Source organism: Nonomuraea sp. ZG12 (assembly GCF_052068115.1).
Taxonomy (GTDB): Bacteria; Actinomycetota; Actinomycetes; order Streptosporangiales; family Streptosporangiaceae; genus Nonomuraea.
The window spans coordinates 19,037-44,908 of sequence record NZ_JBQHCW010000018.1; the positions used below are offsets into that span (position 1 = coordinate 19,037).

General features: G+C 69.9%; 24 protein-coding genes. 10 read left to right on the forward strand and 14 right to left on the reverse strand.

Translation table 11 applies throughout. The annotated features are described in order from the left end of the window. Positions 1 to 6: 6 nt before the first annotated feature. The gene (locus tag ACTMTF_RS34790) at positions 7 to 1,536 is read right to left on the reverse strand and encodes a glycoside hydrolase family 10 protein (RefSeq protein WP_441114486.1); all 1,530 of its coding nucleotides are present in this window, start codon (positions 1,534 to 1,536) and stop codon (positions 7 to 9) included. 88 nt (positions 1,537 to 1,624) lie between these two features. Between ACTMTF_RS34790 and ACTMTF_RS34795 the strand changes: the two genes are divergently transcribed. Together ACTMTF_RS34795 and ACTMTF_RS34800 are read left to right on the forward strand one after the other, a co-directional pair. Beyond that, positions 1,625 to 3,094, forward strand: a complete 1,470-nt coding sequence (locus ACTMTF_RS34795; RefSeq protein WP_441114487.1) for a glycoside hydrolase family 3 protein — start codon at positions 1,625 to 1,627, stop codon at positions 3,092 to 3,094. Beyond that, entirely contained in the window at positions 3,079 to 3,951 is an 873-nt protein-coding gene (locus ACTMTF_RS34800; RefSeq protein ID WP_441114488.1) for a MurR/RpiR family transcriptional regulator, read from the forward strand. The genes ACTMTF_RS34795 and ACTMTF_RS34800 overlap by 16 nt, the downstream gene beginning before the upstream one ends. A gap of 28 nt (positions 3,952 to 3,979) precedes the next feature. Here the strand turns inward: ACTMTF_RS34800 and ACTMTF_RS34805 are convergent, their stop codons facing one another. Then, entirely contained in the window at positions 3,980 to 4,753 is a 774-nt protein-coding gene (locus tag ACTMTF_RS34805) for an SDR family oxidoreductase (protein WP_441114489.1), read from the reverse strand. 86 nt (positions 4,754 to 4,839) lie between these two features. Here ACTMTF_RS34805 and ACTMTF_RS34810 point away from each other — a divergent pair, with 86 nt between their 5' ends. Then, a complete protein-coding gene (locus ACTMTF_RS34810) occupies positions 4,840 to 5,469 on the forward strand; it encodes a TetR/AcrR family transcriptional regulator (protein WP_441114490.1) in 630 nt (209 codons plus the stop codon). 339 nt (positions 5,470 to 5,808) lie between these two features. On the opposite strand, the gene ACTMTF_RS34815 is transcribed toward ACTMTF_RS34810, so the two are convergent. Together ACTMTF_RS34815 and ACTMTF_RS34820 are read right to left on the reverse strand one after the other, a co-directional pair. Beyond that, positions 5,809 to 6,117, reverse strand: coding sequence for a helix-turn-helix domain-containing protein (locus tag ACTMTF_RS34815; RefSeq protein ID WP_441114491.1), 309 nt, complete (start codon positions 6,115 to 6,117; stop codon positions 5,809 to 5,811). After that, complete coding sequence (locus tag ACTMTF_RS34820; protein ID WP_441114585.1) at positions 6,117 to 6,293, reverse strand: hypothetical protein; 177 nt, start codon at positions 6,291 to 6,293, stop codon at positions 6,117 to 6,119. Before ACTMTF_RS34820 ends, ACTMTF_RS34815 begins: the two co-directional genes overlap by 1 nt. A 345-nt stretch (positions 6,294 to 6,638) precedes the next feature. On the opposite strand from ACTMTF_RS34820, the gene ACTMTF_RS34825 reads away from it, so the two are divergent. Beyond that, positions 6,639 to 7,316: a DUF6461 domain-containing protein gene (locus ACTMTF_RS34825; protein ID WP_441114492.1), complete on the forward strand. Its 678-nt coding sequence runs from the start codon at positions 6,639 to 6,641 to the stop codon at positions 7,314 to 7,316. 131 nt (positions 7,317 to 7,447) lie between these two features. Here the strand turns inward: ACTMTF_RS34825 and ACTMTF_RS34830 are convergent, their stop codons facing one another. After that, positions 7,448 to 8,212 (reverse strand): IclR family transcriptional regulator domain-containing protein, encoded by a 765-nt coding sequence (locus ACTMTF_RS34830; RefSeq protein WP_441114493.1) that lies wholly within the window; start codon positions 8,210 to 8,212, stop codon positions 7,448 to 7,450. A gap of 101 nt (positions 8,213 to 8,313) precedes the next feature. Between ACTMTF_RS34830 and ACTMTF_RS34835 the strand changes: the two genes are divergently transcribed. Continuing rightward, the gene (locus ACTMTF_RS34835) at positions 8,314 to 9,969 is read left to right on the forward strand and encodes a thiamine pyrophosphate-dependent enzyme (protein ID WP_441114494.1); all 1,656 of its coding nucleotides are present in this window, start codon (positions 8,314 to 8,316) and stop codon (positions 9,967 to 9,969) included. Here the strand turns inward: ACTMTF_RS34835 and ACTMTF_RS34840 are convergent. Next, a complete protein-coding gene (locus ACTMTF_RS34840; RefSeq protein WP_441114495.1) occupies positions 9,960 to 10,814 on the reverse strand; it encodes a bifunctional methylenetetrahydrofolate dehydrogenase/methenyltetrahydrofolate cyclohydrolase in 855 nt (284 codons plus the stop codon). The genes ACTMTF_RS34835 and ACTMTF_RS34840 overlap by 10 nt on opposite strands. A gap of 497 nt (positions 10,815 to 11,311) precedes the next feature. Between ACTMTF_RS34840 and ACTMTF_RS34845 the strand changes: the two genes are divergently transcribed. Further along, entirely contained in the window at positions 11,312 to 12,235 is a 924-nt protein-coding gene (locus ACTMTF_RS34845; protein WP_441114496.1) for an ROK family protein, read from the forward strand. Here the strand turns inward: ACTMTF_RS34845 and ACTMTF_RS34850 are convergent. From ACTMTF_RS34850 to purN, 3 genes are all read right to left on the reverse strand, one after another. Then, positions 12,214 to 12,396, reverse strand: coding sequence for a hypothetical protein (locus tag ACTMTF_RS34850; protein WP_441114497.1), 183 nt, complete (start codon positions 12,394 to 12,396; stop codon positions 12,214 to 12,216). The genes ACTMTF_RS34845 and ACTMTF_RS34850 overlap by 22 nt on opposite strands. Positions 12,397 to 12,516: 120 nt before the next feature. Beyond that, positions 12,517 to 14,058 (reverse strand): bifunctional phosphoribosylaminoimidazolecarboxamide formyltransferase/IMP cyclohydrolase, encoded by a 1,542-nt coding sequence (gene purH / locus ACTMTF_RS34855; RefSeq protein WP_441114498.1) that lies wholly within the window; start codon positions 14,056 to 14,058, stop codon positions 12,517 to 12,519. After that, entirely contained in the window at positions 14,055 to 14,684 is a 630-nt protein-coding gene (gene purN / locus ACTMTF_RS34860; RefSeq protein ID WP_397008098.1) for a phosphoribosylglycinamide formyltransferase, read from the reverse strand. Before purN ends, purH begins: the two co-directional genes overlap by 4 nt. 74 nt (positions 14,685 to 14,758) lie before the next feature. On the opposite strand from purN, the gene ACTMTF_RS34865 reads away from it, so the two are divergent. Continuing rightward, positions 14,759 to 15,178: a hypothetical protein gene (locus tag ACTMTF_RS34865; RefSeq protein ID WP_397008096.1), complete on the forward strand. Its 420-nt coding sequence runs from the start codon at positions 14,759 to 14,761 to the stop codon at positions 15,176 to 15,178. Between the two features lie 28 nt (positions 15,179 to 15,206). On the opposite strand, the gene ACTMTF_RS34870 is transcribed toward ACTMTF_RS34865, so the two are convergent. The 3 genes from ACTMTF_RS34870 to sucC all read right to left on the reverse strand — a co-directional run bounded on the left by ACTMTF_RS34870 (position 15,207) and on the right by sucC (position 19,113). Beyond that, positions 15,207 to 16,835 (reverse strand): cell division protein PerM, encoded by a 1,629-nt coding sequence (locus ACTMTF_RS34870; protein ID WP_397008094.1) that lies wholly within the window; start codon positions 16,833 to 16,835, stop codon positions 15,207 to 15,209. Between the two features lie 217 nt (positions 16,836 to 17,052). After that, positions 17,053 to 17,928: a succinate--CoA ligase subunit alpha gene (gene sucD, locus ACTMTF_RS34875; RefSeq protein WP_441114499.1), complete on the reverse strand. Its 876-nt coding sequence runs from the start codon at positions 17,926 to 17,928 to the stop codon at positions 17,053 to 17,055. A 3-nt stretch (positions 17,929 to 17,931) separates the two neighbouring features. Further along, positions 17,932 to 19,113 carry an ADP-forming succinate--CoA ligase subunit beta gene (sucC, locus tag ACTMTF_RS34880; protein ID WP_397008090.1) on the reverse strand — a complete coding sequence of 394 codons (1,182 nt, stop codon included), beginning with the start codon at positions 19,111 to 19,113 and terminating at the stop codon, positions 17,932 to 17,934. Between the two features lie 278 nt (positions 19,114 to 19,391). Here sucC and ACTMTF_RS34885 point away from each other — a divergent pair, with 278 nt between their 5' ends. Both ACTMTF_RS34885 and ACTMTF_RS34890 read left to right on the forward strand, forming a co-directional pair. Beyond that, a complete protein-coding gene (locus ACTMTF_RS34885; protein ID WP_441114500.1) occupies positions 19,392 to 20,204 on the forward strand; it encodes a hypothetical protein in 813 nt (270 codons plus the stop codon). 161 nt (positions 20,205 to 20,365) lie between these two features. Next, positions 20,366 to 21,244 (forward strand): hypothetical protein, encoded by an 879-nt coding sequence (locus ACTMTF_RS34890; protein WP_441114501.1) that lies wholly within the window; start codon positions 20,366 to 20,368, stop codon positions 21,242 to 21,244. Positions 21,245 to 21,409: 165 nt separating this feature from the next. On the opposite strand, the gene galE is transcribed toward ACTMTF_RS34890, so the two are convergent. Next, on the reverse strand, positions 21,410 to 22,396 hold the full coding sequence (gene galE / locus ACTMTF_RS34895; protein ID WP_441114502.1) for a UDP-glucose 4-epimerase GalE: 987 nt from the start codon (positions 22,394 to 22,396) through the stop codon (positions 21,410 to 21,412). A 196-nt stretch (positions 22,397 to 22,592) separates the two neighbouring features. On the opposite strand from galE, the gene ACTMTF_RS34900 reads away from it, so the two are divergent. Next, entirely contained in the window at positions 22,593 to 23,579 is a 987-nt protein-coding gene (locus ACTMTF_RS34900) for a L,D-transpeptidase (protein WP_441114503.1), read from the forward strand. A 52-nt stretch (positions 23,580 to 23,631) separates the two neighbouring features. Here the strand turns inward: ACTMTF_RS34900 and pcrA are convergent, their stop codons facing one another. Then, positions 23,632 to 25,854: a DNA helicase PcrA gene (pcrA, locus tag ACTMTF_RS34905; protein WP_441114586.1), complete on the reverse strand. Its 2,223-nt coding sequence runs from the start codon at positions 25,852 to 25,854 to the stop codon at positions 23,632 to 23,634. Between the last annotated feature and the right edge of the window lie 18 nt (positions 25,855 to 25,872).

The window sequence follows — 25,872 nt, forward strand, 5'->3', positions numbered from 1 at the left end:
CTCCCCCTAGATGACCCTGAAGCCGTTGCTCGGCTCGCTGGTCCGGTTGGCCCGGTCCACCGCCACCACGTAGTAATGGTCCCCACGTCGGCCGTCCGCGTCCCGCCAGCGCACCTGCCGGTCACCGGGCAGGACGGCGACCAGGTGGCGGGCGTCGCGGAAGCCCGCCGCCGACGCCCGGCGCGGGAAGCGGAAGACGGCGAACTGGAACGGCTCGTCCCGTCCGGCGGCCACCGCGCGCACCTCCACCCCGCCGTGCCGGCGCAGCGCGTAGGCCAGCACCGGCTTGCGCGGCGGCCGGCCCTTCGCCAGCCTGGGCAGCACCGGCGCGAGCGCCGGTCGCGTGTAGTGGTCGTTGACGGCGGTGCTGATCGAGCCGATCCGGTCGGCGCGCAGGTCGTTGGCGTTGTACCAGATGTCGCCGCCGATCTGCGGGTGGTCGCGATTGAGCGTGAGGTGGTCGGACAGCTCGGCAGGGTCCTGCCATTCGGGCGCCTGGGCGGGATCACCCGCCTTGTACGCGGCCTGGCCGATCCACAGCAGGGTGCCGGTGCCGTCGGCCACGTCCGACCACCACGGCACCAGTTTGGAGTAGTCGGCGGGCGGCTGCCCGATGTACCAGTAGAGCTGCGGCGCGATGTAGTCCAGCCAGCCCTTCCGCACCCAGCCGCGGGTGTCGGCGTGCAGGTTGTCGTAGGACTGCCCGCCGTTGGTGTCGGAGCCGAGCGGGTCGGTGCCCTTGTTGCGCCAGATGCCGGACGGGCTGATGCCCCAGGCGGTCTCCGGCTTGACCTCGCGCACCCGCTGCTGCATCTCCGAGACCATCAGGTCGACGTTGTGCCGCCGCCAGGTGGCCAGGTCGGGGAAGCCGCCGCCGTGCTGGGCGAAGGCGGCGCTGTCGTCGAAGGCCGCGCTGTTGGTCGGGTAGAAGTAGTCGTCGAAGTGCAGGCCGTCGATGTCGTAGCGGGCCAGCGCGTCCAGCATCGCGTCCTGGCAGAACCTGCGGACCTCCGGCATGCCCGGGTTGTAGTAGAGCTTGCCGCCGAACGGCAGGATCCAGTCGGGATGCTTGCGCCCGGGGTGGTCCGGGTGGAGCTGGGCCGGGTCCGCCTGCATGGAGACGCGGTACGGGTTGAACCAGGCATGGAAGGCCAGGCCGCGCTTGTGCGTCTCGGCCACGGCGAAGCCGAGCGGGTCGTAGCCGGGGTCCTGCCCCTGGGTGCCCGTCAGCCAGTGCGACCAGGGCTCGAACGGTGACGGCCAGAAGGCGTCCGCGGTGGGCCTGATCTGCACGAACACCGAGTTGAGCTTGCGCTCGACGGCCAGGTCCAGCCAGGCGAGGTATTCGGCCTTCTGCTCGTCGGCGCTCAGGCCCTGCTTGGACGGCCAGTTGATGTTCACCACTGACGCGATCCACATGCCGCGCATCTGGCGCAGCGGGGGCACGTGGTCGGTGGCCGCGAACGCGGGCAGGGGGACCGCTGAGGCGGCTGCGGCCAGTGCGAGACCTTTGAGGAGGGTCCTTCGGCTGTGCATGGGGGGTGGCTCCTCGGAAGAGGTTGTGTCGAGGGCGACGATGACAGAAAATTACCTTCAGATCAACAACCGTGAAGGAAAATGCCGAATGACCGCTGACCTGTACCGACTGGCCATGGCAGTGCTCCAGCCAGGCTACGCGGGGACCTCGGTCCCCGACTGGATGCGCGGAGCGCTCGGCCAGGGACTCGGCGGTGTCGTGCTGTTCGCCCGCAATGCGCCGAGTGCGCAGGTCGTCCAGCAGATCAGAGCCGAGAATCCCGGCGCCGTCGTCGCCGTCGACGAGGAAGGAGGCGTGGTCACCCGCTTCGAGGTCGCCTCCGGCAGCTCCTTCCCCGGCAACCGCGCACTCGGCGTGGTCGACGACGTCGCGCTGACCGAACGGGTGGCCCGCCAGATCGGCCGCATGCTCGCGCGGGCCGACGTCACCCTCGACTACGCCCCGGCCGCCGACGTGAACGCCAATCCCGCGAACCCGGTCATCGGCGTCCGCTCCTTCGGCCCCACCGCCGACCTGGTGGCCCGCCACACCGTCGCCTACGTCAAGGGCGTCCAGGGCGCCGGCGTCGCGGCCTGCGCCAAGCACTTCCCCGGCCACGGCGACACGGTCACCGACTCCCACCTGGAGCTGCCCACCGTGCACGCCTCCCGCGAGGTACTCGTCGAGCGCGACCTGCCGCCGTTCCGGGCCGCCATCTCGGCCGGCGTGCGCTCGATCATGTGCGGCCACCTCCTCGTCCCCGCCCTGGATCCGGACCTGCCCGCGACGCTGAGCCGTACCATCCTGACCGAGCTCCTCAGGGGCGAGCTCGGCTTCGACGGGATGCTCGTCACGGACGCCATCGAGATGCGGGCGGTGGCCGCCAGGTTCACTCCCGGCGAGATCACCGCACGCGCGCTCGCCGCCGGCGTCGACGCCGTCTGCGTCGGCCTGACCACCGAACAGAGCCTGTACGAGATCCGCGACGCCGTCGTGGCCGCCGTCCGGTCCGGCAGCCTGCCCGAGGAGCGCCTCGCGGAAGCGGGCGCGCGGGTGCGCGCACTGGCGAGCTGGTACGACGAGCAGGCGGCCCTGCGCCTCGACGACGACACCGACGATCCGGACGTCGGCCTGGACGCCGCCCGCGCCGCGCTGACCGCGACCGGCGCGGCCACCCTGACCAGGGGGCCGCTCGTGGTGGAGGTCAACACCCGCCTCAACCAGGCCGTGGACCCCGCGACACCGGCCGGCATCACCGCCGCGCTGACCGCCCTGCTCCCCGACACCGCACGCGTACAGCTGGAGCCCGGAGGCCCGCTCCCCCGCCTCGGCCCCGGACTCGCGGCGAGCGCCGGACGCGGATCGGGAGCCGAGCAGCGGCCCGTCGTGCTCGTGGTGCACGACGCCGCCCGCCACCCCTGGGTCCAGGACCGGGTGGCGCAGGCCGTGAAGACGCGACCGGACGTGATCATCGTCGACACCGGCATCCCGGACGCCCCCTCCGGCGCCGCGCACCTCGCCACCCACGGCATCTCCCGCGTCTCCGCCCAAGCGGCGGCCGAGTGGCTGACGTCGTGACGTCCAGCTCCAACCCCGTCGCGGCCGTACGAGCCGTGCTGCCGTCGCTCACCCCGGCGGCGCAGTCCATCGCCCGCATCATCCTCGCCGACCCCGGCCTGATCGTCCGCAGCACGATCACCGAGTTCAGCGTGGTGTCCGGCACCAGCGAGGCGACCATCGTGCGCACCGCCAGGGCACTCGGCTTCGGCGGCTACTCACAGATGCGCTTCGCCCTGGCCGCCGCCGTCGCCAAGGAGCCCGAACGGCTGGTCCCCGGCGACCTCGGCCCCGACGACCCGCTCACCGACGTGATCGCCAAGGTGGCGCGGGCCGAGTCGGAGGCGCTCGCCGACACCGCCGCCCAGCTCGACCCCGACCAGCTGGGCGAGGTCGTCACGGCCATCGCGGACGCGCGCCGGGTGGACGTGTACGGCGTGGCCGCCTCCGGGCTGGTGGCCACCGACATGTCGCAGAAACTGCTGCGGATCGGGCTGTACACCAACCCGTTCAGCGACGCCCACCTGGCGCTGACCAGTGCGGCGCTGCTCAGGGACGGTGACGTGGTGGTGGCGATCAGTTGCAGCGGCGAGACCCCCGACGTGCTCGTCCCGGCCCGCACGGCGGCCGAGGCGGGGGCGCTGGTGGTGGCCATCACCAACAACCCCCGGTCGTCGCTGGCCGGGATGGCCGACCACACGCTGGTGTCGGCCGGGCGGGAGACGGCGTTCCGGCCCGGGGCGCTGGCCAGCCGGATCAGCCAGCTGCTGATCGTGGACTGCATCTTCGTGGGGCTGGCCCAGCGCACGTACGACCGGGCGGACGCGGCCATCCGAGCCACCCGCGAAGCCACCGACCGCTACCGCCGCCGCACCTGACGGTTGTCGCGCCGCTGCCCGCCAGAGATCACAGTCCAGCGCCGCCGGTGGCGTCGATCGCTCTGCCGGTCACCCAGCGGGCATCGTCAGAGGCGAGGAAGGCCACGATGCCGGCGATGTCCTCGGGCTGCCCGACCCGGCCGAGGGCGGCCAGTGAGGCGGCGTGGGCGTGCGCCTGCGGGTCGCCGCGCAGCCATTCCGCGTTCATGTCGGTGTCGGTGATCCCGGCGGACACCGAGTTGGCCGTGATACCTCGCGGGCCCAGTTGTTTGGCCAGGTTGAGGGTGAAGGTGTCCAGGGCGCCCTTGGTGGAGCCGTAAGCGATGCTCTGCGGCAGGGCCATCCGGGCCGCGCCGCTGGAGATGTTGATGATGCGCCCGCCGTCGCGCAGCCGCTTGAGCCCGTGCTGCACGATGAAGAACGGCGCCCGGACGTTGACCGCGAAGACGTCGTCGAATCCTTCTTCGGTGAGGGAGGCCAGGTCCGCGCCGCCGTCGATGCCGGCGTTGTTGACGATGACGTCGACGCCTGCCTGGGGAGAGTGCAGTTCGATCTGATCGTCGAACGAGGCCCAGAGCGCGGCCGCGTCGCCGTGCCGGCCCAGCTCGGCCCGGATCGCGAACGCCCGGCCGCCGTCCTTGCCGATCTTTTCGACGACCTCGTCGGCCGCGGCCTGGTCGCGGGCGAAGCCCACGGCCACGACTGCACCGTCCCGCCCGAAGCGCTCGGCGATGGCCCGGCCGATTCCCCTGCTGCCGCCGGTGACCAGCGCCACCTTGTTGTCGAGTGCGCGTGCGCCCATGATGCTCGTCCACCTCTTATTTGTTGAGCGATTACTCAAGAAAGAGGCTAACACGGATTCTTGAGTGAGCGCTCTAGAATGAGGTCATGAGTCAGGCAGGTACGACACGAGGACGTCCGCGCACGTTCGATCGCGACGCCGCACTCGCCGCGGCCATCCGGCTGTTCTGGGCACGCGGCTATGAGGCGACCTCGCTCAACGAGCTCACCGAGGCGATGGGCATCCGGCCGGGCAGCCTGTACGCCGCCTTCGGCGACAAGAAGGCGCTGTTCAAAGAGGCGGTACAGGTCTACGCCCACTCGCCCGCCGGCGCGTTCGCCGGCGCCGCGCTGCGTGAGGAGCCCACGGCCTACCGGGCGGTCGCCCGCATGCTGCGCGAGGCGGCGGCGATCTACCCTGATCCCTCCCACCCGGCCGGCTGCCTGACCATCAGCGCCGCCACCAACGTCACCGTCCAGGACGCCGACATCGCGGACTTCCTGCGCGACCTGCGCAACGCCAACCTCGCGGCCCTGCGCGAGCGCCTGAGCACCGCCCGGCAGGAAGGCGAACTCCACGCCGACGCCGACCCCGCCGCGCTGGCCGGCTACTTCGCCGTCACCATCCAAGGAATGTCACAGCGCGCCCGGGACGGTGCCGACGCGGCGGAGCTGGCCCAGATCGCCGAAATGGCACTGGCCGCCTGGCCGGGACGCCACCCAGACCGACCGAGCTGAGCAACCGCGGCGTGGGTTCGGCGGTCAAAGATGACCCGGGCTGTCGCCACGCGGGTCACGTACACCACGTCCCCACCGTCGAATCCTCGCGCAAAGCAGCCTAGGGCTACTGTTTCGGGGAAGCCGAGCTCCCCCGCACCCTCTTGCCGGCGGTCCCCGCCCCCAGACCCCCGGGTGTGAGACGGATTCCGCCGGGTCGGCGCTGTCGCCCGTCCATCAACCGTTGAGCATCCGATACGAACAGGGCGATGGAGCTGACTACGCGCCTTCACCCTCAAGCTTGTGGCTGAGACGATCATGCCGTAGAGCCGTGAACGCCCCCTACGGGGTCGTGGCCATTCAGGCGGCGTGCGCCTCGAACCACATCGAGCCGAGATCATGACCCGAGGTCAACCGCACGTCCGCGTTCAACGCCGCCGCAAGTCTCCGCAGCAAAGCGATCGTGGGCGTGGTACCGCCTTCCTCGATGCATTCGATCTCGTCCTGCGTCATCCCTGCCCGCCGAGCCAGTTCCGCAGTGCTCAACCCAAGATCAGTACGCCTGTCGTACAAGGCCTTGCCGAAAGCGAGCGCCTCACGGATCGCGATCCGCTCAGGGTCATCGACCTCAGACTCTGGGCGCACCCAGCGGGTGTGGTAACCAGCCATCACACCTGCCTCTCATACGTCTCGGTGGCCGGTCTCCAGTGGTCGCGTTCACAGATCTTCTGCGCCCGAACCGCCCGGTCGACCTGCCGCTGATCATGCTGCCTCGTCTTACGGAAAACCGTGAGCAACACGATCGTCCTATCCGTAGCACACCAGCATGTAACCCTCGCCGCCACGTCACGCAACCGGACGCGCAGCTCCCAGACCGGCCCTTCCAGGTGAAGGGACCATGGGCCCTAGTTCAGTGCCCTTCTCCGCCAACAAACCGGCCACCTCCTCGACTCGTTTGTAGTCGCTGGCGCTCAGATTTTCGAGCCACTCACGGACTTCTCGTTCTATTTCGAACCGTGCAAATCAAGCACGCGATGGTCCTCCTATCCCGACCATCACGTAATGTAGTCATATAACTACAATGCCGCGAGCGGAGTTCATGTCAGCTGCTTGGCCACCACGGCAGCTCGGTTCCGCCGCGCCTATGGGATGATCTCGACGATCTGTTTCCGCCGAGCGACGGGCCCTGCTTGAACACCGAACGGCTGCCAATCGTCGACCTGCGCGAGCGTTACCGGCAACTGATGAACAGCACGCAATGGCCCGGCGTGGGCATGTGCTGGACGGTGGTGGTCCCCGACGACGGGCGAGCTCTCACCCTGGACCAGGTCGCCGCCCGCCTCGCCGGGGACACGTCCTACCGGCTGTACGAGCCGGCGCCGCTCGGCGCCATCGGGCCACCCAAACGCGACGCCTACCCCGTGCTCGTCGACCGGTACGGCTCGACCACCGTTCTCTTCGAGTGGGACTACCTCGGGGCGAGCCCCGCCGTGCTCCGGCGACTCAGTGAAAGAGCGCGTGTCTACAGCGCCTGGTGGAATGTCAACGCCAACAATCTGCTGAGCTTCGCGGCCGGCGGCGAGCACCTCCTGGCGATCGACGCGCTCTTCCCCGGGCGGCAGGAACATCATGCCGGACTGGCGCGATGGCCTGAGCTGCAGGCGATGACGGATTTCTTCGCGGGGCCCCTGCCCGAGGACCTCGACGAGGATGAGGACGAGGACGACCTCGATGACCGCGCCGACTACGACTGGAGGGCCGCCTGCCTCGCGGTCATCGACCGCACCACCGGGGCGCGGCTGACCGGCGAGTGGCTGGAGCAGCCGCATCCCTACGTGACGGTCCGCATGCCCGACGCGACCCGCTGACCCTGCCTCGCACCAACGCCACGCTCGACGACCTGGCCGCGCACCTCAACCCGCCCGGCTGAGTGGTACGCCTCGAAGAACGCCGCCGAGCGCGCGGATGACGCCGGAGCCTGCTCACGACGGCCACGTCGTCAGGTGCGGGTCTGGGCGGACAGGTCCGATTCGATGCGGGCAGCCGTCGCCTGGAGCAGGGGCAGCAGCTCACGCCTGACATGCTGCAAGGTCGTACGGCTGGCATGCGTCGAGACGTTCACCGCCGCCACCGTCGTGCCGGAGCGGTTCCGGATGCGTACCGCCAAGGACCGCAACCCCTCCTCCAGTTCCTGGTCCACCATCGCCCAGCCGCGCCCGCGTACCTGGTCGAGCTCGGCGCGCAGCGCCGTCGGGGAGGTGAGGGTGCGGGAGGTGAAGGGGCGCAGGGTGGCCCGGGACAGGTAGTGGTCCAGGTCGGCCGGGGGGAGGGCGGCGAGCAGGACGCGGCCCATGGAGGTGCAGTACGCGGGGAACCGGGTGCCGATGCTGATCGTCACCCGCATGACCCGGGCCGTCGCCACGCGGGCCACGTACACCACGTCCTCGCCGTCGAGCACCGCCACCGAGGCCGACTCGTGGACCTCGGCGGCCAGGCGTTCCAGGTGCGGGGCGGCGACCTCGGGCAGCGACAGGCTGGACAGGTAGGCGTACCCGAGCTCCAGGACGCGTGGCGTGAGCGTGAACAGTCGCCCGTCGCTGCGCATGTACCCCAGCTCGACCAGCGTCAGCAGGAACCGCCTGGCCGTCGCGCGGGTGAGGCCGGTCTCGCGGGCCACCTCGCTCAAGGTCAGGGCCGGCGCGGTGGCGCTGAACGCGCGGATCACGGCCAGACCCCGGGCGAGCGACTGGACGTGATCAACCATGGGAATCCTTGACAACATAGGCCGACAAAGACATAGATTCCTTACCATACGGGATTGTTCGGCATGTGAATAGGTGTACGCATAGTGAACAAGGGGACGCCGTGAACACGGTCAAGGACGCGACGTTCGAGGTGCTCAGACAGACCGGGATGACCACGATCTTCTGCAACCCGGGCTCCACCGAGATCAGCCTGCTGATGGGGCTGCCCGACGACCTCGACTTCGTGCTCGCCCTGCACGAGGGTTCGGTGGTCGGGATGGCCACCGGCTGGGCCATCGGCCACGACGCGCCCGCGCTCGCCGTGCTGCACACCACCGCCGGACTCGGCAACGCGGTCGGGGCGATCGCCACCGCCCGGGCGAACCGGGTGCCGATGGTGATCCTGGTGGGCCAACAGGACCGCAGGCACCTGGCGCAGGAGCCGTTCCTCGCCGGGCGGCTGGCGGGCCTGGCCGGCGACTATCCCGTCCACACCGACCATCCGGTGCGCGCCCAGGACGTCCCCGGCGCCGTCGCCCGCGCCTTCCACCAGGCCGTCACCTTCCGCGGCCCGGCCCTGGTGGTGGTGCCGATGGACGACTGGGCGGCGCCGTACGAAGGCGAGACCGTGACCGCGCCCGCCAGACTGCTCCGCCCGGTGTCGGTCACGGACGCCGACCTGACGCCGCTGGTCGAGCTTCTGGCGGGCGCCCGCACCCCCGCGATCGTCAGCGGTGCGGGCGCCAGCCACGGCTGGGACTCGCTGGTGGCGCTGGCCGAGCGGCTGGGGTGCCCGGTCTGGCAGGAGAGTTTCGGGGCGCGGGCCGGGTTCCCGCAGGATCATCAGCTGTACGCGGGCGTGCTGCCCGCCGACCGGCCGCGGCTGCGGGCGGCGCTGGCGGCGCATGACGTGGTGCTGACGGTGGGCGCGCCGGTCTTCCGGCAGTACGGGTACGAACCCGGCCCGCTGGTCGAGCCCGGCACCACGGTCGCGCTGGTGACCGACGACCCCGCCGAGGCGCATCGGAGCCCGGCCGAGCTGGCCTACCTCGCCCGGCCTGACCAGGTGTGCGCGCGGCTGGCCGTACTCCTGCCCTCTCGTGCGCCCGGACCAGGTCCCGCGCCCGCCGCGCCCGCCCCGTTGCGGGAACCTGCACCCGCCGCGCCCGTCCCGTTGCGCGAGCCCGGAGCCGCCGCGCCCCGCGACGAACCCGTGACGGACGGGCCGTTGCGGCCCGTGCGGGTGCTGCGGGAGCTGGCCGCGCGGCTGCCCGGAGACGTGGTGCTCGTCGAGGAGACGCCGTCCTCCCGGCCCGATCTGCACAGGCTGCTGCCCGCCCGCAACCCGCTCGGGTTCGTGTCCGCGGCGATGGGCGGGCTGGGGTTCGCGCTGCCCGCGGCCGTGGGCTTGCGGATGGCGCTGCCCGGCCGGCCGGTGGTGGCGGTGGTGGGCGACGGGGCCGCGCTCTGCGGGGTGCAGGCCCTGTGGAGCGCGGCCCACTACCGCGTCGGAACGCTGTTCGTGGTGCTGGCGAACGGGCGTTACGCGGTGATGGACCGGCTGGCGGAGCAGCACGGCGGCAAGGCGCCCTGGCCGGCGTTCGACGAGGTGAGCATGGCCGGGATGGCCAGGGCGCTGGGCTGCGAGGCCATCCGGATCGACGATCACCGCGAGCTGACCGCCGCGCTGGACGATGTGCTGCCCACGCTGGCCGCCCGCCGCGAACCCCTGCTGCTCGACGTCAGCGTGAGCGTGGATCCGGATTTTCAGGCCTGAGGACCCCGCTCGGCGGCCTCGACCACGTTGGAGAGCAGCAGGGCGCGGGTCATCGGGCCGACGCCACCGGGGTTGGGCGTGAGGAAGCCCGCCACCTTCTCCACCCCGGGCGCGACGTCACCGGCGATCTTGCCGTCGACGCGGGAGACGCCGACGTCGAGCACGGCCGCGCCGGGCTTGACCATCTCGGGGGTGATCAGGCCGGGCACACCCGCCGCCGCCACCACGATGTCGGCGCGGCGAACGTGGCCGGCCAGGTCCTGGGTGCCGGTGTGGCAGAGGGTCACGGTGGCGTTCTCGCTGCGCCGGGTGAGCAGCAGGCCGAGGGAGCGGCCCACGGTGATGCCGCGCCCGACCACGGCCACCTCCGCGCCCTTGATCGGCACGCCGTACTCCTGCAGGAGCAGCACGATCCCGTGCGGCGTGCACGGCAGCGGCGCGTCGACCATGTGGACGAGGCGGCCGAGGTTGATCGGGTGGAGGCCGTCGGCGTCCTTGGCCGGGTCCATCCGCTCCAGCAGGGCCATGGTGTCGAGGTGCCTGGGCAGCGGAAGCTGGACGATGTAGCCGGTGCACTCGGGGGAGGCGTTGAGCTCGTCGATGGCGGCCTCGACGTCGGCCTGCGAGGCGGTCTCCGGCAGGTCGACGCGGATCGAGGAGATGCCCACCTCGGCGCAGTCGCGGTGCTTGCCCGCCACGTAGATCTGGCTGCCGGGGTCTTCGCCCACCAGCACGGTGCCCAGGCCCGGCGTGATGCCCCGCTCCTTGAGCGCGGCCACCCGGGTCGCTAGGTCTGCCTTGGTCTTTGCGGCGGTCGCCTTGCCGTCGAGTATCACTGCGCTCATGTGCCGATCCTTTCATGACCTCCCACGGCTGCCTGCAAGCGCCCCGCCCTGTGATCGCCGCCCGCCGTAGGAGGTGATCCGTGTGATCGCCGCCCCACCGTTCACGGTTTCGATCTTTACGGCCGGCCCCGGGAAGGCCCGGTCACCGTACGTGGCCGGGGTCTGTCCAGGGGAACGGTTCTCCGGTGGAGCGGGCGCGGCGCCGTAACGTGCGCTCGGTCGGCCGGTCAAGGGGTCCTGGGGCGTGGTCGGCGTCACAAAATGACATCGTTGTCATCGGTCTTGAGACGGCATAGTGTGACGAACGCCAGCATCGCGCTCATCGAGGGGTGACCTTTGTCCGCTCGCCTGTTGCCCGCGGCGCCGCCGCTCCCCGCCGCCCGGCGCCTGGCGTTCGCGCGGCGGCTCGATGAAACGCGCGCCGCGAAGGTAGAGCTCGTGCCCGGACTGGACCACCCTGGCGCCCCCCGCCGGCCCGACGACCACCACGAACGCTGATGACTCACGTACTCGCCATTGACATCGGAGGAACCAAGCTCGCCGCCGCCCTGGTGGACGAGAACGGTTCCGTACTGCGCTCCGCCACCCGCCCCACCCCGCGTGAGGACGTCATGGCCTCGCTCGCCACGCTGATCAAGGAGGTGTCCGAGGGCGGCCCCGAGCCGAGCGCCGCCGGGATCGGCTGCGCCGGGCCGCTGGACCTGGCCGCCGGCACGGTCAGCCCGGTGAACATGCCGAGCTGGCGCGGCTTCCCCCTGCGTGACGAGGTACACGAGCTGACCGGCCTGCCCACCGTCCTCGCCGGCGACGCCCAGTGCATGGCGCTCGGCGAGCACTGGCTCGGCGCCGGCCGGGGCAGCGCCGCGCTGCTCGGCATCGTGGTGTCCACGGGCATCGGCGGCGGCCTGGTGATCGACGGCCGGCCGCTGCTGGGCCCCACCGGAAACGCCGGCCATGTGGGTCACATGACGGTCGACCCGTACGGCGAGCGCTGCGAGTGCGGCGGGCGCGGCTGCGTGGAACGGTACTCCAGCGGCCCGAACATGGTCCGCTGGGCCTTAGAGAACGGCTGGACCCCGGCTGAGGAGCACGTCACGGGGAAACCGGACGCCCGCGAGCTCGCGCGGGACGCGGCGGCCGGGAGCCGGGTCGCGGTGGCCGCGTTCGAGCGAGGCGCGACGGCCCTGGCCGGGATGATCGCCGCCACGGCCGCCGCCACGGAGGTGACCACGGTGGTCATCGGTGGCGGCGTCTCGGGGGCCGGGCCGGTGCTGTTCGGGCCGCTGGAGCGGGCCCTGGACGACATCGGCGGCCTGCCGTTCGTCAGGGCGGTGCGGGTGGAGCAGACCACGCTGGGGGTGCGAGCCGGCCTCGCCGGAGCCGCCAAGCTGGCCTGGGACTACTCGCGCTCGGCGACCTGAGCCTCGCGCCGCTCGATGATCCTGCGGGTGAACGGGATGTACTCCACGACGCGTCCGCCGAGGTAGGCCCCGGCGAAGGCCAGCAGGATGAGCACGAAGGGACTGGTGGCGAACCCGTTCACCGCGAGCATGGCGTGCAGGATTGCGTCAAGCAGCGTCATAAAGGACTCCGAGGGAAGAAACGCGCAACGGCCGGTTAAGAGTAACCCCGCAGAACGGATGCTCGCCGCGTTTTCCCTATGGGCGGGTGACCCGGAGACGTATGGGTCACCCGCACCTGATCAGTGGAAGAAGTGGCGCGTGCCGGTGAAGTAGAGGGTGACCCCCGCCTTCTCCAAGGCCTCGATGACCTCCTGGTCGCGCACCGAGCCGCCCGGCTGGACGATGGCCTTGACCCCTGCCTCGACCAGCACCTGCGGCCCGTCCGGGAACGGGAAGAACGCGTCGGACGCCGCCACCGAGCCCACCGCCCGCTCGCCCGCCCGGGTGATCGCCAGGCGGCAGGAGTCGACCCGGTTGACCTGCCCCATGCCGACGCCCACCGTGGCCCGGTCGGCGGCCAGCAGGATGGCGTTGGACTTCACCGAACGGGCCGCCCGCCAGGCGAAGGCCAGATCGGCCAGCAGCTCCGGCGAGGCCGGCTCGCCCGCCTTGAGGCTCCAGTTCTCGGGCGAGTCGCCCGGCGCCTGCAGCCGGTCCACCTGCTGCACGAGCAGCCCGCCGTCGATCCTGCGGAACTCGGCGGCGTTGGCCGGCCCGCTCGGGCAGACCAGGAGGCGGAGGTTCTTCTTCTGGGTGAGTACGGCCAGCGCCTCCGGATCGTAGGAGGGGGCCACCACCACTTCGGTGAACACCTCGGCGATCTGGGTGGCCAGCTCGGCGGTGACCGCGCCGTTGACCGCGATCACGCCGCCGTAGGCGGAGACCGGGTCGCAGGCGTGCGCCTTGCGGTGGGCCTCGGCCACGTCGGCGCCGACGGCGATGCCGCATGGGTTCTGGTGCTTGATGATCGCCACGCACGGGTCGGCGAAGTCCCAGGCCGCCCGCCACGCCGCGTCGGCGTCGAGGTAGTTGTTGTAGGACATCTCCTTGCCGTGCAGCTGCTCGGCGTTGGCCAAGCCGTCGTCGCCGGAGCTGTAGAGGGCGGCGCTCTGGTGCGGGTTCTCGCCGTAACGCAGCTCTGCCTTGCGCTGCCAGGAGGCGCCCATGAAGCCCGGCCACGTCTCTTCGGTGGCGTACGCACCGGCGAACCAGGACGCCACGGCCACGTCGTAGGAGGCGCTGTGGGCGAAGGCGACGCCGGCCAGGCGCCTGCGCTCGGTCAGCGTGAAGCCGCCCTGGTCGAGGGCGGTCAGCACGCCGTCGTAGCCGGCGGGGTCGACCACGACGGCGCAGGTGCTGTGGTTCTTGGCGGCGCCGCGGATCATCGCGGGCCCGCCGATGTCGATCTGCTCGACGCACTCCGCGTCGGACGCGCCCGAGGCCACCGTCTCCTCGAAGGGATAGAGATTGACCACGACGAGCTGGAACGGGTCGATCTCCAGCTCGTCGAGCTGCGCCACGTGGTGCGGCTTGGTGAGATCGGCCAGCAGCCCGGCGTGCACGCGCGGGTGCAGGGTCTTGACCCGCCCGTCGAGGCACTCCGGGAAGCCGGTGAGCTGCTCGACCTTGGTCACCGGGATGCCGTAGGACGCGATGGCGGCCGCCGTGCCGCCCGTCGACACGATCTCCACGCCCGCGCCGTCGAGGGCCCTGGCCAGCTCCTCCAGCCCCGACTTGTCGTACACGGCGATCAACGCGCGCCGGATGGCGATGCGAGTCACTTGCTTTCCCCTCCTGATGGGTTGCCGATGCGGACGTGGCGTCCGCTGACCGTCCAGCCCTCCCGGGCCATCCGGCCGACGATGTCGACGAGCAGGCGGCGCTCGACGGTCTTGATGCGCTCGTGCAGCCCCGCCTCGTCGTCGCCGGGCAGCACGGGCACGGCCTCCTGGGCGACGATCGGGCCGCTGTCGACCCCAGCGTCGGCCAGCATCACGGTGCAGCCGGTCACCTTGACCCCGTGGGCCAGCGCGTCGCGCACTCCATGGGCGCCGGGGAAGGACGGCAGCAGCGCGGGGTGGGTGTTGAGCACGGGGAAGGCGTCGAGCGTCGGGGCGCCGAGAATTTTCATGAATCCGGCCGAGACCACGAGGTCCGGCTTGTAGGACGCGATCTCTTCCGCGATCGCGGCGTCCCACGCCTGCCGAGACGGATAATCGCCCAGTTTGTGGACGAAAGTGGGCACGCCTGCGCGTTCGGCTCTGGCCAATCCTTCGATGCCCTCCCGGTCCGCCCCCACGGCCACCACCCGGGCGCCGTAGGAAGAGTCGGCGGAAGCGTCCAGCAGGGCCTGTAGGTTTGTTCCAGAGCCGGAGACGAGAACGACGAGCCGCCCAGCCTTAGACACGCGCACTCCAATGGGGATCCGTGGTGGGGCTGCCAGCGTATCTGTTCCTCGCCTGGTGACGCAGAGGAGGTCAGGTGTCGACACCGGTGCAAGCACCGGCCGGTCAGCAGCCCGCGGAGTCCGCGGGCCGCCGAGCGATCTGGTTGTCCATCGCAGCGCTGGCCATGACGTTCATGCTGCCCGCTGCCGGGCTGGTGATGGCGTTGTTCGCGCTCGTGGCGGGGATTCGCGCGGTCCCGCTGCTGAGATCCGCGGGCAAGCCCACCGGCGTGACCGCGGGCGGCATCGCCGTCGCGACCGTCGCGCTGGTGCTGTCCGCCGCGACCACGGGCATGCAGCTCTATCTCATGGACGAGAACTCCGCCTACCAGGAGTGCATGAAGAGCGCGGGCACGGTGTCCTCCCAGGGCGAGTGCTTCGTGCAGTTCAGGGAGGCGGCCCAGAAGAAGCTGCCCCCGGACGTGCTGGAGCTCATCGGGGCGACCCGGCCTTAGACGCGGCTCAGACCGGCTCAGACCCGGCCTAGTCGCGGTCCCAGGCGTAGGGGTCGACGTAGATGACGTGACCGCCCCGATCGTCGGACTCGTCCACGATGTCCTTGCGCACGGGGACGGACTCGTCCAGCGGCAGGCGCGGACGGGCCTGTGAGAGCGTCTCGGCCGCGGCCGAGGCGTGCTCGTCCTGCCAGTCGTCGCGGATGACCGGGATCGCCTGAGTGTCGGCCTCGGTGGCGTCCATCCAGTGGCCCGGCAGCGGCCGGGCGTCGGCCTCGGCCAGCCCCACTTTGCTCGCCGCCCTGGCGATCGCCGCCCCCGCCTTGCGGACCGGGACCGCGGCCTTGTCCAGCGGCACCCTGGCCCGCTTGTTGAGCAGCAGCAGGTTCGTCACCCCGGCGGAGATGCCCGCGGCCACGCCCACCTCCAGAGCGACCGACAGGGCCACCTCCCACGGCGACGGCCCGACGGCCGTCAGCCGCCCGCCGCCGATCGGGCCGCCGGACAGCGCCGCGAGCAGCCCCGTCACCAGGCCCGTCGTGACGCCGGTCAGGAAACCCCACAGCGGCGCGGCTTCGTACGAGGGCGAGGGCGACATCCTGGCGACGACGATGCCCGCCACGATCCCCGCCGCGAACGGCAGCGCGATCACCGCCATCATCCAGCCGGACACCGGACCGCTCTCGGGCAGCGCCCCCAGCAGCGGCAGGCTCGGCACCGTGCCGAGCTGCACGCCCGTGGGCGCGACCAGGGTGTCGGCCCCGACGGCGAACCCCGGACCGGCGATGTAGGACGAGGCCCAGATGACCCCGTTGAACAGATAGAGGGCCTGCACCAGCACGAGCAGCACGCCACCGACGAACCCGGGCGCCAGCACGTCGGTCAGCTCGCGCACCTGGTCGAAGTGGATCACCACGGCCACCAGCACGAGCACCAGCCCGGCCGCGATCAGGATCATGGTGGCCATGGCCGTGCCGACGGTCAGCGCACGCACCCGCTCCGGCAGCAGCCGCAGCATCGCCCGCCAGGGCCCGATCGTCCGCGCGGTGGCCAGCACACCCGCCACGAACGCCAGCAGGAAGTGGCTGAGCAGCGCCTCACCGATGTAGGGCTGGGTGATCTCATTGCTGGCCACCAGCGCGATCAGACCGGCCAGCAGCGCGTACGGCGCGGCCAGCGAGACGCCGGCCTGGCCCACCAGGACGAGCTGCGCCCGCCGCCGGGCGTTCGCCTTCTCCCGCGGGCTGTTCTTGGGCAGCCTGGCGGGCAGCCGCAGCCGCAGGTCGGCGTCGCGGGCCATCCACCGGCCCGCCTTGTACAGCAGCAGCGCCGGCAGGATCATCAACCCGATCGGCAGCAACCCGACCCGGCCGCCGGGCATCTCGAACCCGGCGTGGTGCGCCGCCAGCCAGATCTGCGCGGCCGTCCTGAACACCTCGGGCAGCCCGGACCCCAGCGCACCACGCGGCGCGGCGATCCAGCCGACCAAGGTGAGCGTGGTGAGCACGGCGAGCCCGACGCCCAGCGTGCAGGCGGCGGCGAGCATCCCGGACACGGGCAGTGGCCGGCGCGTCTCGTCATCGTCACTCGAGACCCCGGGGAGCTTGCTGAGAACCGAACGGGGGGCGGCCCGCAGCTGGTCGAGTATCGCCGTCACAACAAGTGATTTTCTCAATCTTTCCCGACCACCGCTTGGTTGACGCGCCGCCCCGGACCACTTTGTGGGCCGTTTCAAGATCAAAGCTCGCTCTGGCGACGGTTAAGGAAGCTCAAATCACCGTACGGACTCCGTACGGGACCGCTTCGGCGGCAAAGGGAAGGCCCCGCGCGGTGAGAGGAGATCACCGGCGGGGCCTTCACCCGACGCGTGTGGGTCAGCGCGACTGCATGACCTCGCGCATCAGCCGGGCCGTCTCGGAGGGGGTCTTGCCGACGCGGACGCCGACCTTCTCCAGGGCCTCCTTCTTGGCCTGGGCGGTGCCGGCGGAGCCCGACACGATCGCGCCCGCGTGGCCCATGGTCTTGCCCTCGGGGGCGGTGAAGCCCGCGACGTAGGCGACGACCGGCTTGGTGACGTACTGCTCGATGTAGGCGGCGGCCCGCTCCTCGGCGTCGCCGCCGATCTCGCCGATCATCACGATCGCGTCGGTGCCCGGGTCCTCCTGGAAGGCCTGCAGGGCGTCGATGTGCGTGGTGCCGATGACCGGGTCGCCGCCGATGCCGACGGCGGTGGAGAAGCCGAAGTCACGCAGCTCGTACATGAGCTGGTAGGTCAGCGTGCCGGACTTGGACACCAGGCCGATGCGGCCGGCCGTGGTGATGTCGGCGGGGATGATGCCGGCGTTGGACGCGCCGGGCGAGGCGATGCCGGGGCAGTTGGGGCCGATGATGCGGGTCTTGTTGCCCTTGGCCACCGCGTACGCCCAGAACTCGGTCGAGTCGTGGACCGGCACACCCTCGGTGATCACCACGCAGAGCGGGATCTCCGCGTCGATGGCCTCCTTGACGGCGTCCTTGGTGAACGCCGGCGGCACGAACACCACCGACACGTCGGCGCGCGTCTTCTCGATGGCCTCCTTGACCGTGCCGAACACGGGCAGGCCCTCGTGCGTGGTGCCGGCCTTGCGCGCGTTGACGCCGCCGACCACGCGGGCTCCGGAGGCGAGCATGCGGCGAGTGTGCTTGGTGCCCTCGCCACCGGTCATGCCCTGGACGATGATCTTGCTGTTTTCCGTCAGCCAGATGGCCATGACTCACACACCTACCGAAGCGAGCTCGGCGACCCGCTTGGCCGCGTCGTCCATCGTGTCCACCAGCTCGACCCGCGGGAGTGCGGCGTCGGCCAGAATCTGCCGCCCGAGCTGGGCGTTGTTGCCGTCGAGGCGGACCACCAGCGGGTGGGTCACCGCCTCGCCGCGACTCTCCAGCAGCTTGAACGCCGAGACGATGCCGTTGGCCACGGCGTCGCAGGCGGTGATCCCGCCGAAGACGTTCACGAAGATCGACTTGACCGACGGGTCGGAGATGATGATCTCCAGGCCCGCGGCCATCACCTCGGCCGAGGCGCCGCCGCCGATGTCGAGGAAGTTGGCCGGGGACGGCTTGCCCGGGAAGGCCTCGCCGGCGTAGGCGACCACGTCGAGCGTGGACATGACCAGGCCCGCGCCGTTGCCGATGATGCCGACGTCGCCGTCGAGCTTGACGTAGTTGAGGTCCTTCGCCTTGGCCGCGGCCTCCAGGGGGTCCTCGGCCGACTTGTCGGCGAAACCCTCGTGGTCGGGCTGGCGGAAGACGGCGTTGTCGTCAAGGGTGACCTTGCCGTCGAGCGCCTTCACCTCGCCGTCGGCCGCCAGGATCATGGGATTGACCTCGACCAGCGTGGCGTCCTCGTCCACGAAGGCGCACCAGAGCTTCTCGATGAGCTCGGCCGCGCCGTCGAGCGACTTCTCCGGCAGCCCGCCGGCCTGGGCGATCTCGCGCCCCTTGGCCCGGTCCACGCCGGTCAGCGCCGAGACGGGCACCTTGGCGACCTTCTCGGGAGCGCTGTGGGCCACCTCTTCGATGTCCATGCCACCGGCCGCCGAGCAGATCGCGAGGAACGTGCGGTTCGCGCGGTCGAGCAGGAAGGAGAAGTAGTACTCCTCCTCGATCGCGCTGGCCTCCTCCACGAGCACCTTGTGCACCGTGTGGCCCTTGATGTCCATACCGAGGATGGCGGTCGCCTTCTCGACGGCGTCGGCCGCGTCATCGGCCACCTTGACGCCGCCGGCCTTGCCGCGGCCGCCGGTCTTCACCTGAGCCTTGACGACAACGCGCCCTGTCAGCTCCTGCGCCGCCGCTCGCACCTCCTCCACGGTGTGGGCGACGATGCCGCGTGGCACCGGAATGCCGTAGTCCGCGAAGAGCTCCTTCGCCTGATGTTCGAACAGGTCCACGAGGGTCCGTCCTTGCTTAATCCGACTGATGTTCGACGGCCCGGGCAACCCCGCGCGTGCCGGGCGTTTCCGCCAGTGAAGCCTAGCCCCAAGCTTGACCCTCCCAGGTCATCGGGTAGCCGATATGCCGCGATGTGACGGTGATCTCACTTCGGGGAGGTGCCGTCTGCACGGAAAGTGCACCTATTTGCCGAAAAATACGGCGACTCCCGATATATGGTCGTGATCTTCGATTGGCATGATCCAGGTTCGTCGTCTTTCATCGTAAAAGGATCCGCATGAAGCGAATCATCGCCGGGCTGGCGTTGGGCGCGTCGACGCTGGTCACGGTGGCACCAGCGCAGGCCGCGCCCATCAGCCCGGTCGAATCCGTGAAAAAGCAGTTAGCGCCCGGACACGGAGTGCGAATCTCCATGATCAGCCGCTCGTTCACCGACGGCAAACCCAACGTCGTCACCCGGGTCACCGGGTCAATGGCGTTCGGGCGATCCGGGGTCGTCGCCTCCGACTTGTCGGTGCGCTACACGTCCGGAAAAGGCACGAAGAAGTCAGACAAGGACCTCATCGCCTCACTGCACTCCTCCCGCACCATCGTCATCGGCGAGCAGGCCTACGTCCGAGGGGGCCTCCACTCCGAGTACCTGCCCGAGGGCAAGAAGTGGCTTCGCTCCCCCGCTCGTCACGCCGCCGATCTCTACCCGTTGATCGACATCTTCGACGCCGAACTGCTGAAGAAACTGGTGGCGGGCGCGAAACAGGTCAACGGCGACTACCGGGGCACGATCACCATCAAGGACCTGGCCAAGTCGCGGGGACAGAAGGTCGACGATCGTGTGGCCAAGGTCAAGGTCGGCTACCTCCTGGACACCGACTCCAAAGGCCTGGTGAGCCGGACGGTCAGCGAGTACACCCTGAACTACGGCGTGCTCGGCTCGTCGAGGAATCACATGGAAACGCGTTTCACCGGCTGGGGCGCCAAGGTCAAGATCAAGGCACCGCCCGAATCCCAGTGGATCGACGCCAAGGATCTCGCGGACGCCCCGCAGGACCCGGCGAATAACCCGATCGACTTGCTCGGCCAGAACCGGTAGATCTTTCTCCCGTCATCAGTGTGAAGGCTCAGGCGGTAACGCCGGCGTTCACCCGATGCCGGTTTCCCCCGAGGTCAACTTTTGGGGGAAATATGACCATATTTCCCCCAGCCCGTTCGGGCCGCGACCTCACCACCCCTCCTGAAATGAGAAACCACCCAATGAATCGCATGCTCGCCGGCCTGGCCCTGGCTTCGGCCGCCGCGCTCATGGCGGCCACCCCCGCGCAGGCCGCCATCACACAGGCGCCGGCCAAGCCGGTGACCGCCGTGAAGAAGCAGCTCGTCCCCGGTAAGGGAGTGACGTTCACGGAGCGCACCACCATCGACAACGGCCGGATGCGCGCGATCTTCGTCCGGAGCAGCGGCACCTTCCAGTTCAGCAAGTCCGGAATCGCCGCGTCGGCCATCACGGGCAAGCTCAACATCAAGGCCAGCGACCTGGGCGAGCTCAGCGAAGGGTCGCTGTTCAAGTCGCTCACCAAGCCCGAGCGCACGGTCAGGATCGGCACCACCTCCTACCTTTCGGGCAGCATCTGGTCCGAGCTGCTGCCCAGCGGCAAGTACTGGTACAAGGCGCCCCACGGCCCTCCCGCCGGCTTCACCGGCATGTTGGGTCAGCCGCTGAACATCATCGAGCCGGCCACCCTCAAGACCCTGTTCAAGAACGCCAAGCCGGCCACCGGTGGCTACACGGGCAAGATCTCCGTCCGTGACCTGCGGAAGGTCTCCGCGTACTACCGCGCCTCGTCGCCCGCCACCACCTCCGCCAAGGCGCTGAAGGCCCAGCTCACCTGGAAGCTCAGCGTGGACGCCAAGGGGCTGCCGACGCGGCTGGTGACCACCGTCCCCGGAAGCGTCATGGCCATAAGCGAGAGCAGTCGCGAGAAGATGATCGTCGACACCCGCTACAGCGGCTGGGGCAACAAGGTCTCCATCAAGGCTCCGCCCGCCGACGAGGTCACGACCAAGCTGGAGGGTGACGGCGGCACCGAGCAGGAGAGCGTCGAGAACCTGGATCTGTTCAACCTGCTCAAGTAAAACCGGATATTTCCGGCCGCCGCCGCGGTGACCTGCCCAAGGGTCACCGCGGCGGTTACCTGGCCCGACCGACAGTCACCGTGACGGCCACCCGGCCTGATCGACGATCACCCGGTCCCCTTGCCTTCGTGAAGCGGCAGGGGGATCGGTCGTTCGGGAAGACGATCACCCCTTCAGGCGGGAGTCCCGGAGACGGGCCCATTCCAGGGAGTGCCCGATCCCTTCCTCGACCGAGTACCGCGCCCGCCAGCCCAGCAGCCGTTCGGCGCGGTCGCTGCGGGTGTAGGCCCCGACCACGTCGCCAGGCCGTGGCCCGGTCTCCACGACCGAGATCGGCCGGTCCACGACCCGGTTGAACGCGTCGGCCAGCTCGCGGACGGTGGTGCCCGAGCCGGTGCCGAGGTTGATCACGGACGTCTCCGGGACCAGCGAGTCGAACCGCTCCAGCGCCGCCACATGCGCCGTGGCCAGGTCCCATACGTGCACGTAGTCGCGGATGCCCGACCCGTCGCGGGTCGGGTAGTCAGTGCCGGTGACCTGGAACGACACGCCCTCCTCGGACGCCTCGATCATCTTGCCGAGCGCGTGGCTGGGCCGCCTGAGCTGCAACCCGGTGCGCATCCGGGGGTCCGCGCCGATCGGGTTGAAGTAGCGCAGCGACAGCACGTCAATCGGCTGGGTCGCGGCGATGTCGGCGAACATCGCCTCGCACACCGCCTTGGTCCGGGCGTACGGGCTCTGCGGGTCGACCGGTGACTCCTCGTCCACGGTGTGGTCGTCGCCGGCCCGGTAGATGGACGCGGAGGAGCTGAAGATCATCCGCGTGCACCCGTTACGCAGCAGATGGCCGACGAACTCCAGGCTCTTGGCCACGTTCGCCCGGTAGTAGCGGACCGGGTCGGCCACGGAGTCGGGCACCACGATCAACGCCGCACAGTGCACAACAGCCGCGATATCCGGATTTTCGGTATATATCTGGTCAATCAGTGCCCCGTCCCCGATGCCCCCCTCGTAGAACACCCGCCCTTCGACGAACTCCCGCCGCCCGGTCACCAGGCTGTCGAGGATCACCGGAGTGATCCCCGCGTCCAGGCACGCCGACGCGATCGTGCTGCCGATATAACCCGCCCCACCCGAGATCAGTACACGCACCCGAGCACCTTATCCACCTCACACCAAGGAGATCTCGTACGGCGCGAAACCGGCCCGGCACCCCCGCCATGCAGGACATTTCATGAATTGGACCGTTACGCCATCGTGACGCGGTCCACGTACACGAAACTCCTGACTCACCTGTCCCATCTGTGCAGAACGCGTCGCATGAACACCCAGTCCAGGAGTACCACCCGTGAACCGCTTCCCCCGGCTACTGACCATGGCCGCCCTGATCACCGTGACGGCCTGTACGGCGGAAGGCACCTCCGTAACGCTGAACCCCGCTCAGCCCCAGACCGTTGAGGCGCCGGACGGCCGGGCCGCCGGAGCCGCGTCGGCGACATTCCGTACCGCCCCGAAGAAGCCCAAGCTGGGCATCGCCGACATCACCCCCATGGGGGAGAAGACCGAGAAGGTGGGCGTCGGCTTCCCGATCATCGTGACCTTCGACCGCGACGTGCGCCACCGGGCGGCCGCCGAGGCGGTGCTGCGCGTCGAGGCCGACAAGCCCGTCGAGGGAGCCTGGCGGTGGGTGTCGGCGCGCAAGGTCGTCTACCGCACCAAGACCTATTGGAAGCCGAACCAGAAGGTGCTGTTCAAGGCCCTGCTCAACGAGATCCCCGGCAACGAGGCCGCCAAGAACGTCAGTCGCCGCTTCGCCGTCGGCCCGGCCAACATCTCGCTCGTCGACACCCGTAAGCACGTGATGAAGGTCTACCGGAACGGCAAGCTGGCCAAGAAGATCGCGATCAGCGCCGGTCGCGGCGGTTTCGTCAGGAACGGCGTCGACGTCTATCTGACCACCAGCGGCGTCCACCTGACGATGGGCAAGAAGGCCGTGGAGACCATGACCTCGTCGTGGATGGGCGTCACCGACCCCAAGGACCCGCGCTACTACAAGGAGCAGATCCCGTGGGCGGTCCGCATCTCCGACAGCGGTGAGTACGTCCACCAGAGCTACGGCGACTACCAGTATCTCGGCCGCTCCAACCAGAGCCACGGCTGCGTCCGCGCCACCCCGGCCGGCGCCAAGTGGTTCTACAACATCGCCCAGCGCGGTGACGTGGTCAAGATCGTAGGGACCAAGCGCAAGCTCGACTGGCGCAACGGCTGGAGCTACTGGCAGCTCAACTGGACCCAGTGGAAGAAGGGCAGCGCCCTGCGCACCCCCCAGACCTGACGCCCCGCGGCGGGCGCACTCCCGCACACCGGAGTGCGCCGCCCCCTCAGGGTCAGAGCTTCTCCACCGGCGCGTACGCCAGCAGCAGGACCTTCTCTCCCCCGGACCCGAAGTCGATCTTGACCTTGGTCTTCTCCGCCACCCCGTCCACCGACACCACCGTGCCCAGGCCGAACGCGTCGTGCGAGACCCGATCCCCTGGATTGAGCGTGGGGATGGTCCGGCCGCCGCTCTTCCTGGCCGCCGCCGCGGGCGCGGGCTCACGGCGCGTGGCGGCGCTCCAGGCGGACTTGCTCGGGTCCGTACGCCAGTCGATGAGTGACCCCGGCACCTCGCTGACGAACCTTGAGGCGGGGTTGAACGACGGGGAGCCCCAGGAGCTGCGCACCGCCGCGCGGGTGAGGTAGAGGCGCTTCTGGGCCCTGGTGATGCCGACGTAGGCCAGGCGGCGCTCCTCCTCCAGCTCCTTCGGCTCGCCCAGCGAGCGGACGTGCGGGAAGACGCCGTCCTCCATGGCCGTCAGGAAGACGACCGGGAACTCCAGGCCCTTGGCGGTGTGCAGGGTCATCAGCGTCACCACGCCCTGGCCGCCGTCGGCGTCGGGGATCTGGTCGGCGTCGGCCACCAGCGACACCTGCTCCAGGAACTCCACCAGCGTGCCCTCGGGGTTGGCGTCCTCGAACTCCGAGGCCACCGAGATCAGCTCGTTGAGGTTTTCCAGCCGCGACTCGTCCTGCGGGTCCTCCGACGCCTCCAGCTCGGCGCGGTAGCCGGTGGCGATCAGCACCTCCTCGGCCAGCGCGGACGGCGGCATGCCCTCGCCCTTGGCGATCAACTCCTCGACCAGCGCGACGAACTCCTTGATCGCGTTGAGCGAGCGGGTCGCCATGCCGTGCGCCTCGTCGGCGCGCCGCAGCCCCTCCCAGAACGGGATCCGCTCGCGGGTCGCGAACGCCTCGACCATCGCCTCGGCCCGGTCGCCGATGCCGCGCTTGGGCACATTGAGGATGCGCCGCAGCGACACCACGTCGAGCGGGTTGGCCAGCAGCCGCAGGTAGGCCAGCAGGTCCTTAACCTCCTTGCGCTCGTAGAAGCGCACGCCCCCGACCACCTTGTAGGGCAGACCGGTGCGGATGAAGATCTCCTCGAACACCCGGGAGGCGGCGTTGGTGCGGTAGAAGACCGCGACGTCGCCCGCCTTGACGTCCTCCTCGTCGCTGAGCCGGTCGACCTCCTGCGCGACGAACATGGCCTCGTCGTGCTCGTTGTCGGCCACGTACCCGATGATCTTGGGCCCGTCGCCCTGGTCGGACCAGAGGTTCTTCGGCTTGCGCGACTCGTTGCGCGAGATGACCGCGTTGGCGGCGGCCAGGATGTTCTGGGTGGAGCGGTAGTTCTGCTCCAGCAGGATGGTGCGCGCGTCGGGGTAGTCGCGCTCGAACTCCAGGATGTTGCGGATCGTCGCGCCACGGAAGGCGTAGATCGACTGGTCGGCGTCGCCGACCACGCACAGCTGCGACTGGTCGGCGCCGGAGCGGACCAGCTCGCCGTCGGAGGTGCGCAGCTCGGGACGGCCCACCAGCTCCCTGATCAGGATGTACTGGGCGTGGTTGGTGTCCTGGTATTCGTCGACGAGGACGTGCCTGAAGCGCAGCCGGTAGTGCTCGGCCACCTCGGGGAAGAGCTGGAACAACGTCACCGTGTTCATGATGATGTCGTCGAAGTCCATCGCGCCGGCCTCGGTGAGCTTGAGCTGGTAGCTCTTGTAGGCCTGGGCGAGCGTCTTCTCCAGGTGGGAGCCCGCCCGGTCCATGGCGGTTTCGTAGTCGATCAGCTCATTCTTGAAATTGCTCACCTGGGCGGAGAACGACCTGGGCGGATAGCGCTTCGGGTCGAGCTCCATCTCGCGGCAGACCATCGCCATCAGCCGCTGCGAGTCGGCCTGGTCGTAGATGGAGAAGCTGGAGGGGAAGCCGAGCCGCTTGGCCTCGCGCCGCAGGATCCGCATGCAGGCGCTGTGGAACGTCATCACCCACATCGCCTTGGAGCGCGGCCCGACGAGCCTGTCGATGCGGTCCTTCATCTCGCGGGCGGCCTTGTTGGTGAACGTGATCGCCAGGATCTCGCCCGGATGCACCTCCCGCTCGGCCAGGAGGTAGGCGATGCGGTGGGTGAGCACCCGCGTCTTTCCCGAGCCCGCCCCCGCCACGATCAGCAACGGGCTGCCATGGTGGATCACGGCCTCGCGCTGCTGCGGGTTGAGGCCATCGAGCAAGGGGTGGTCAACAGAGAC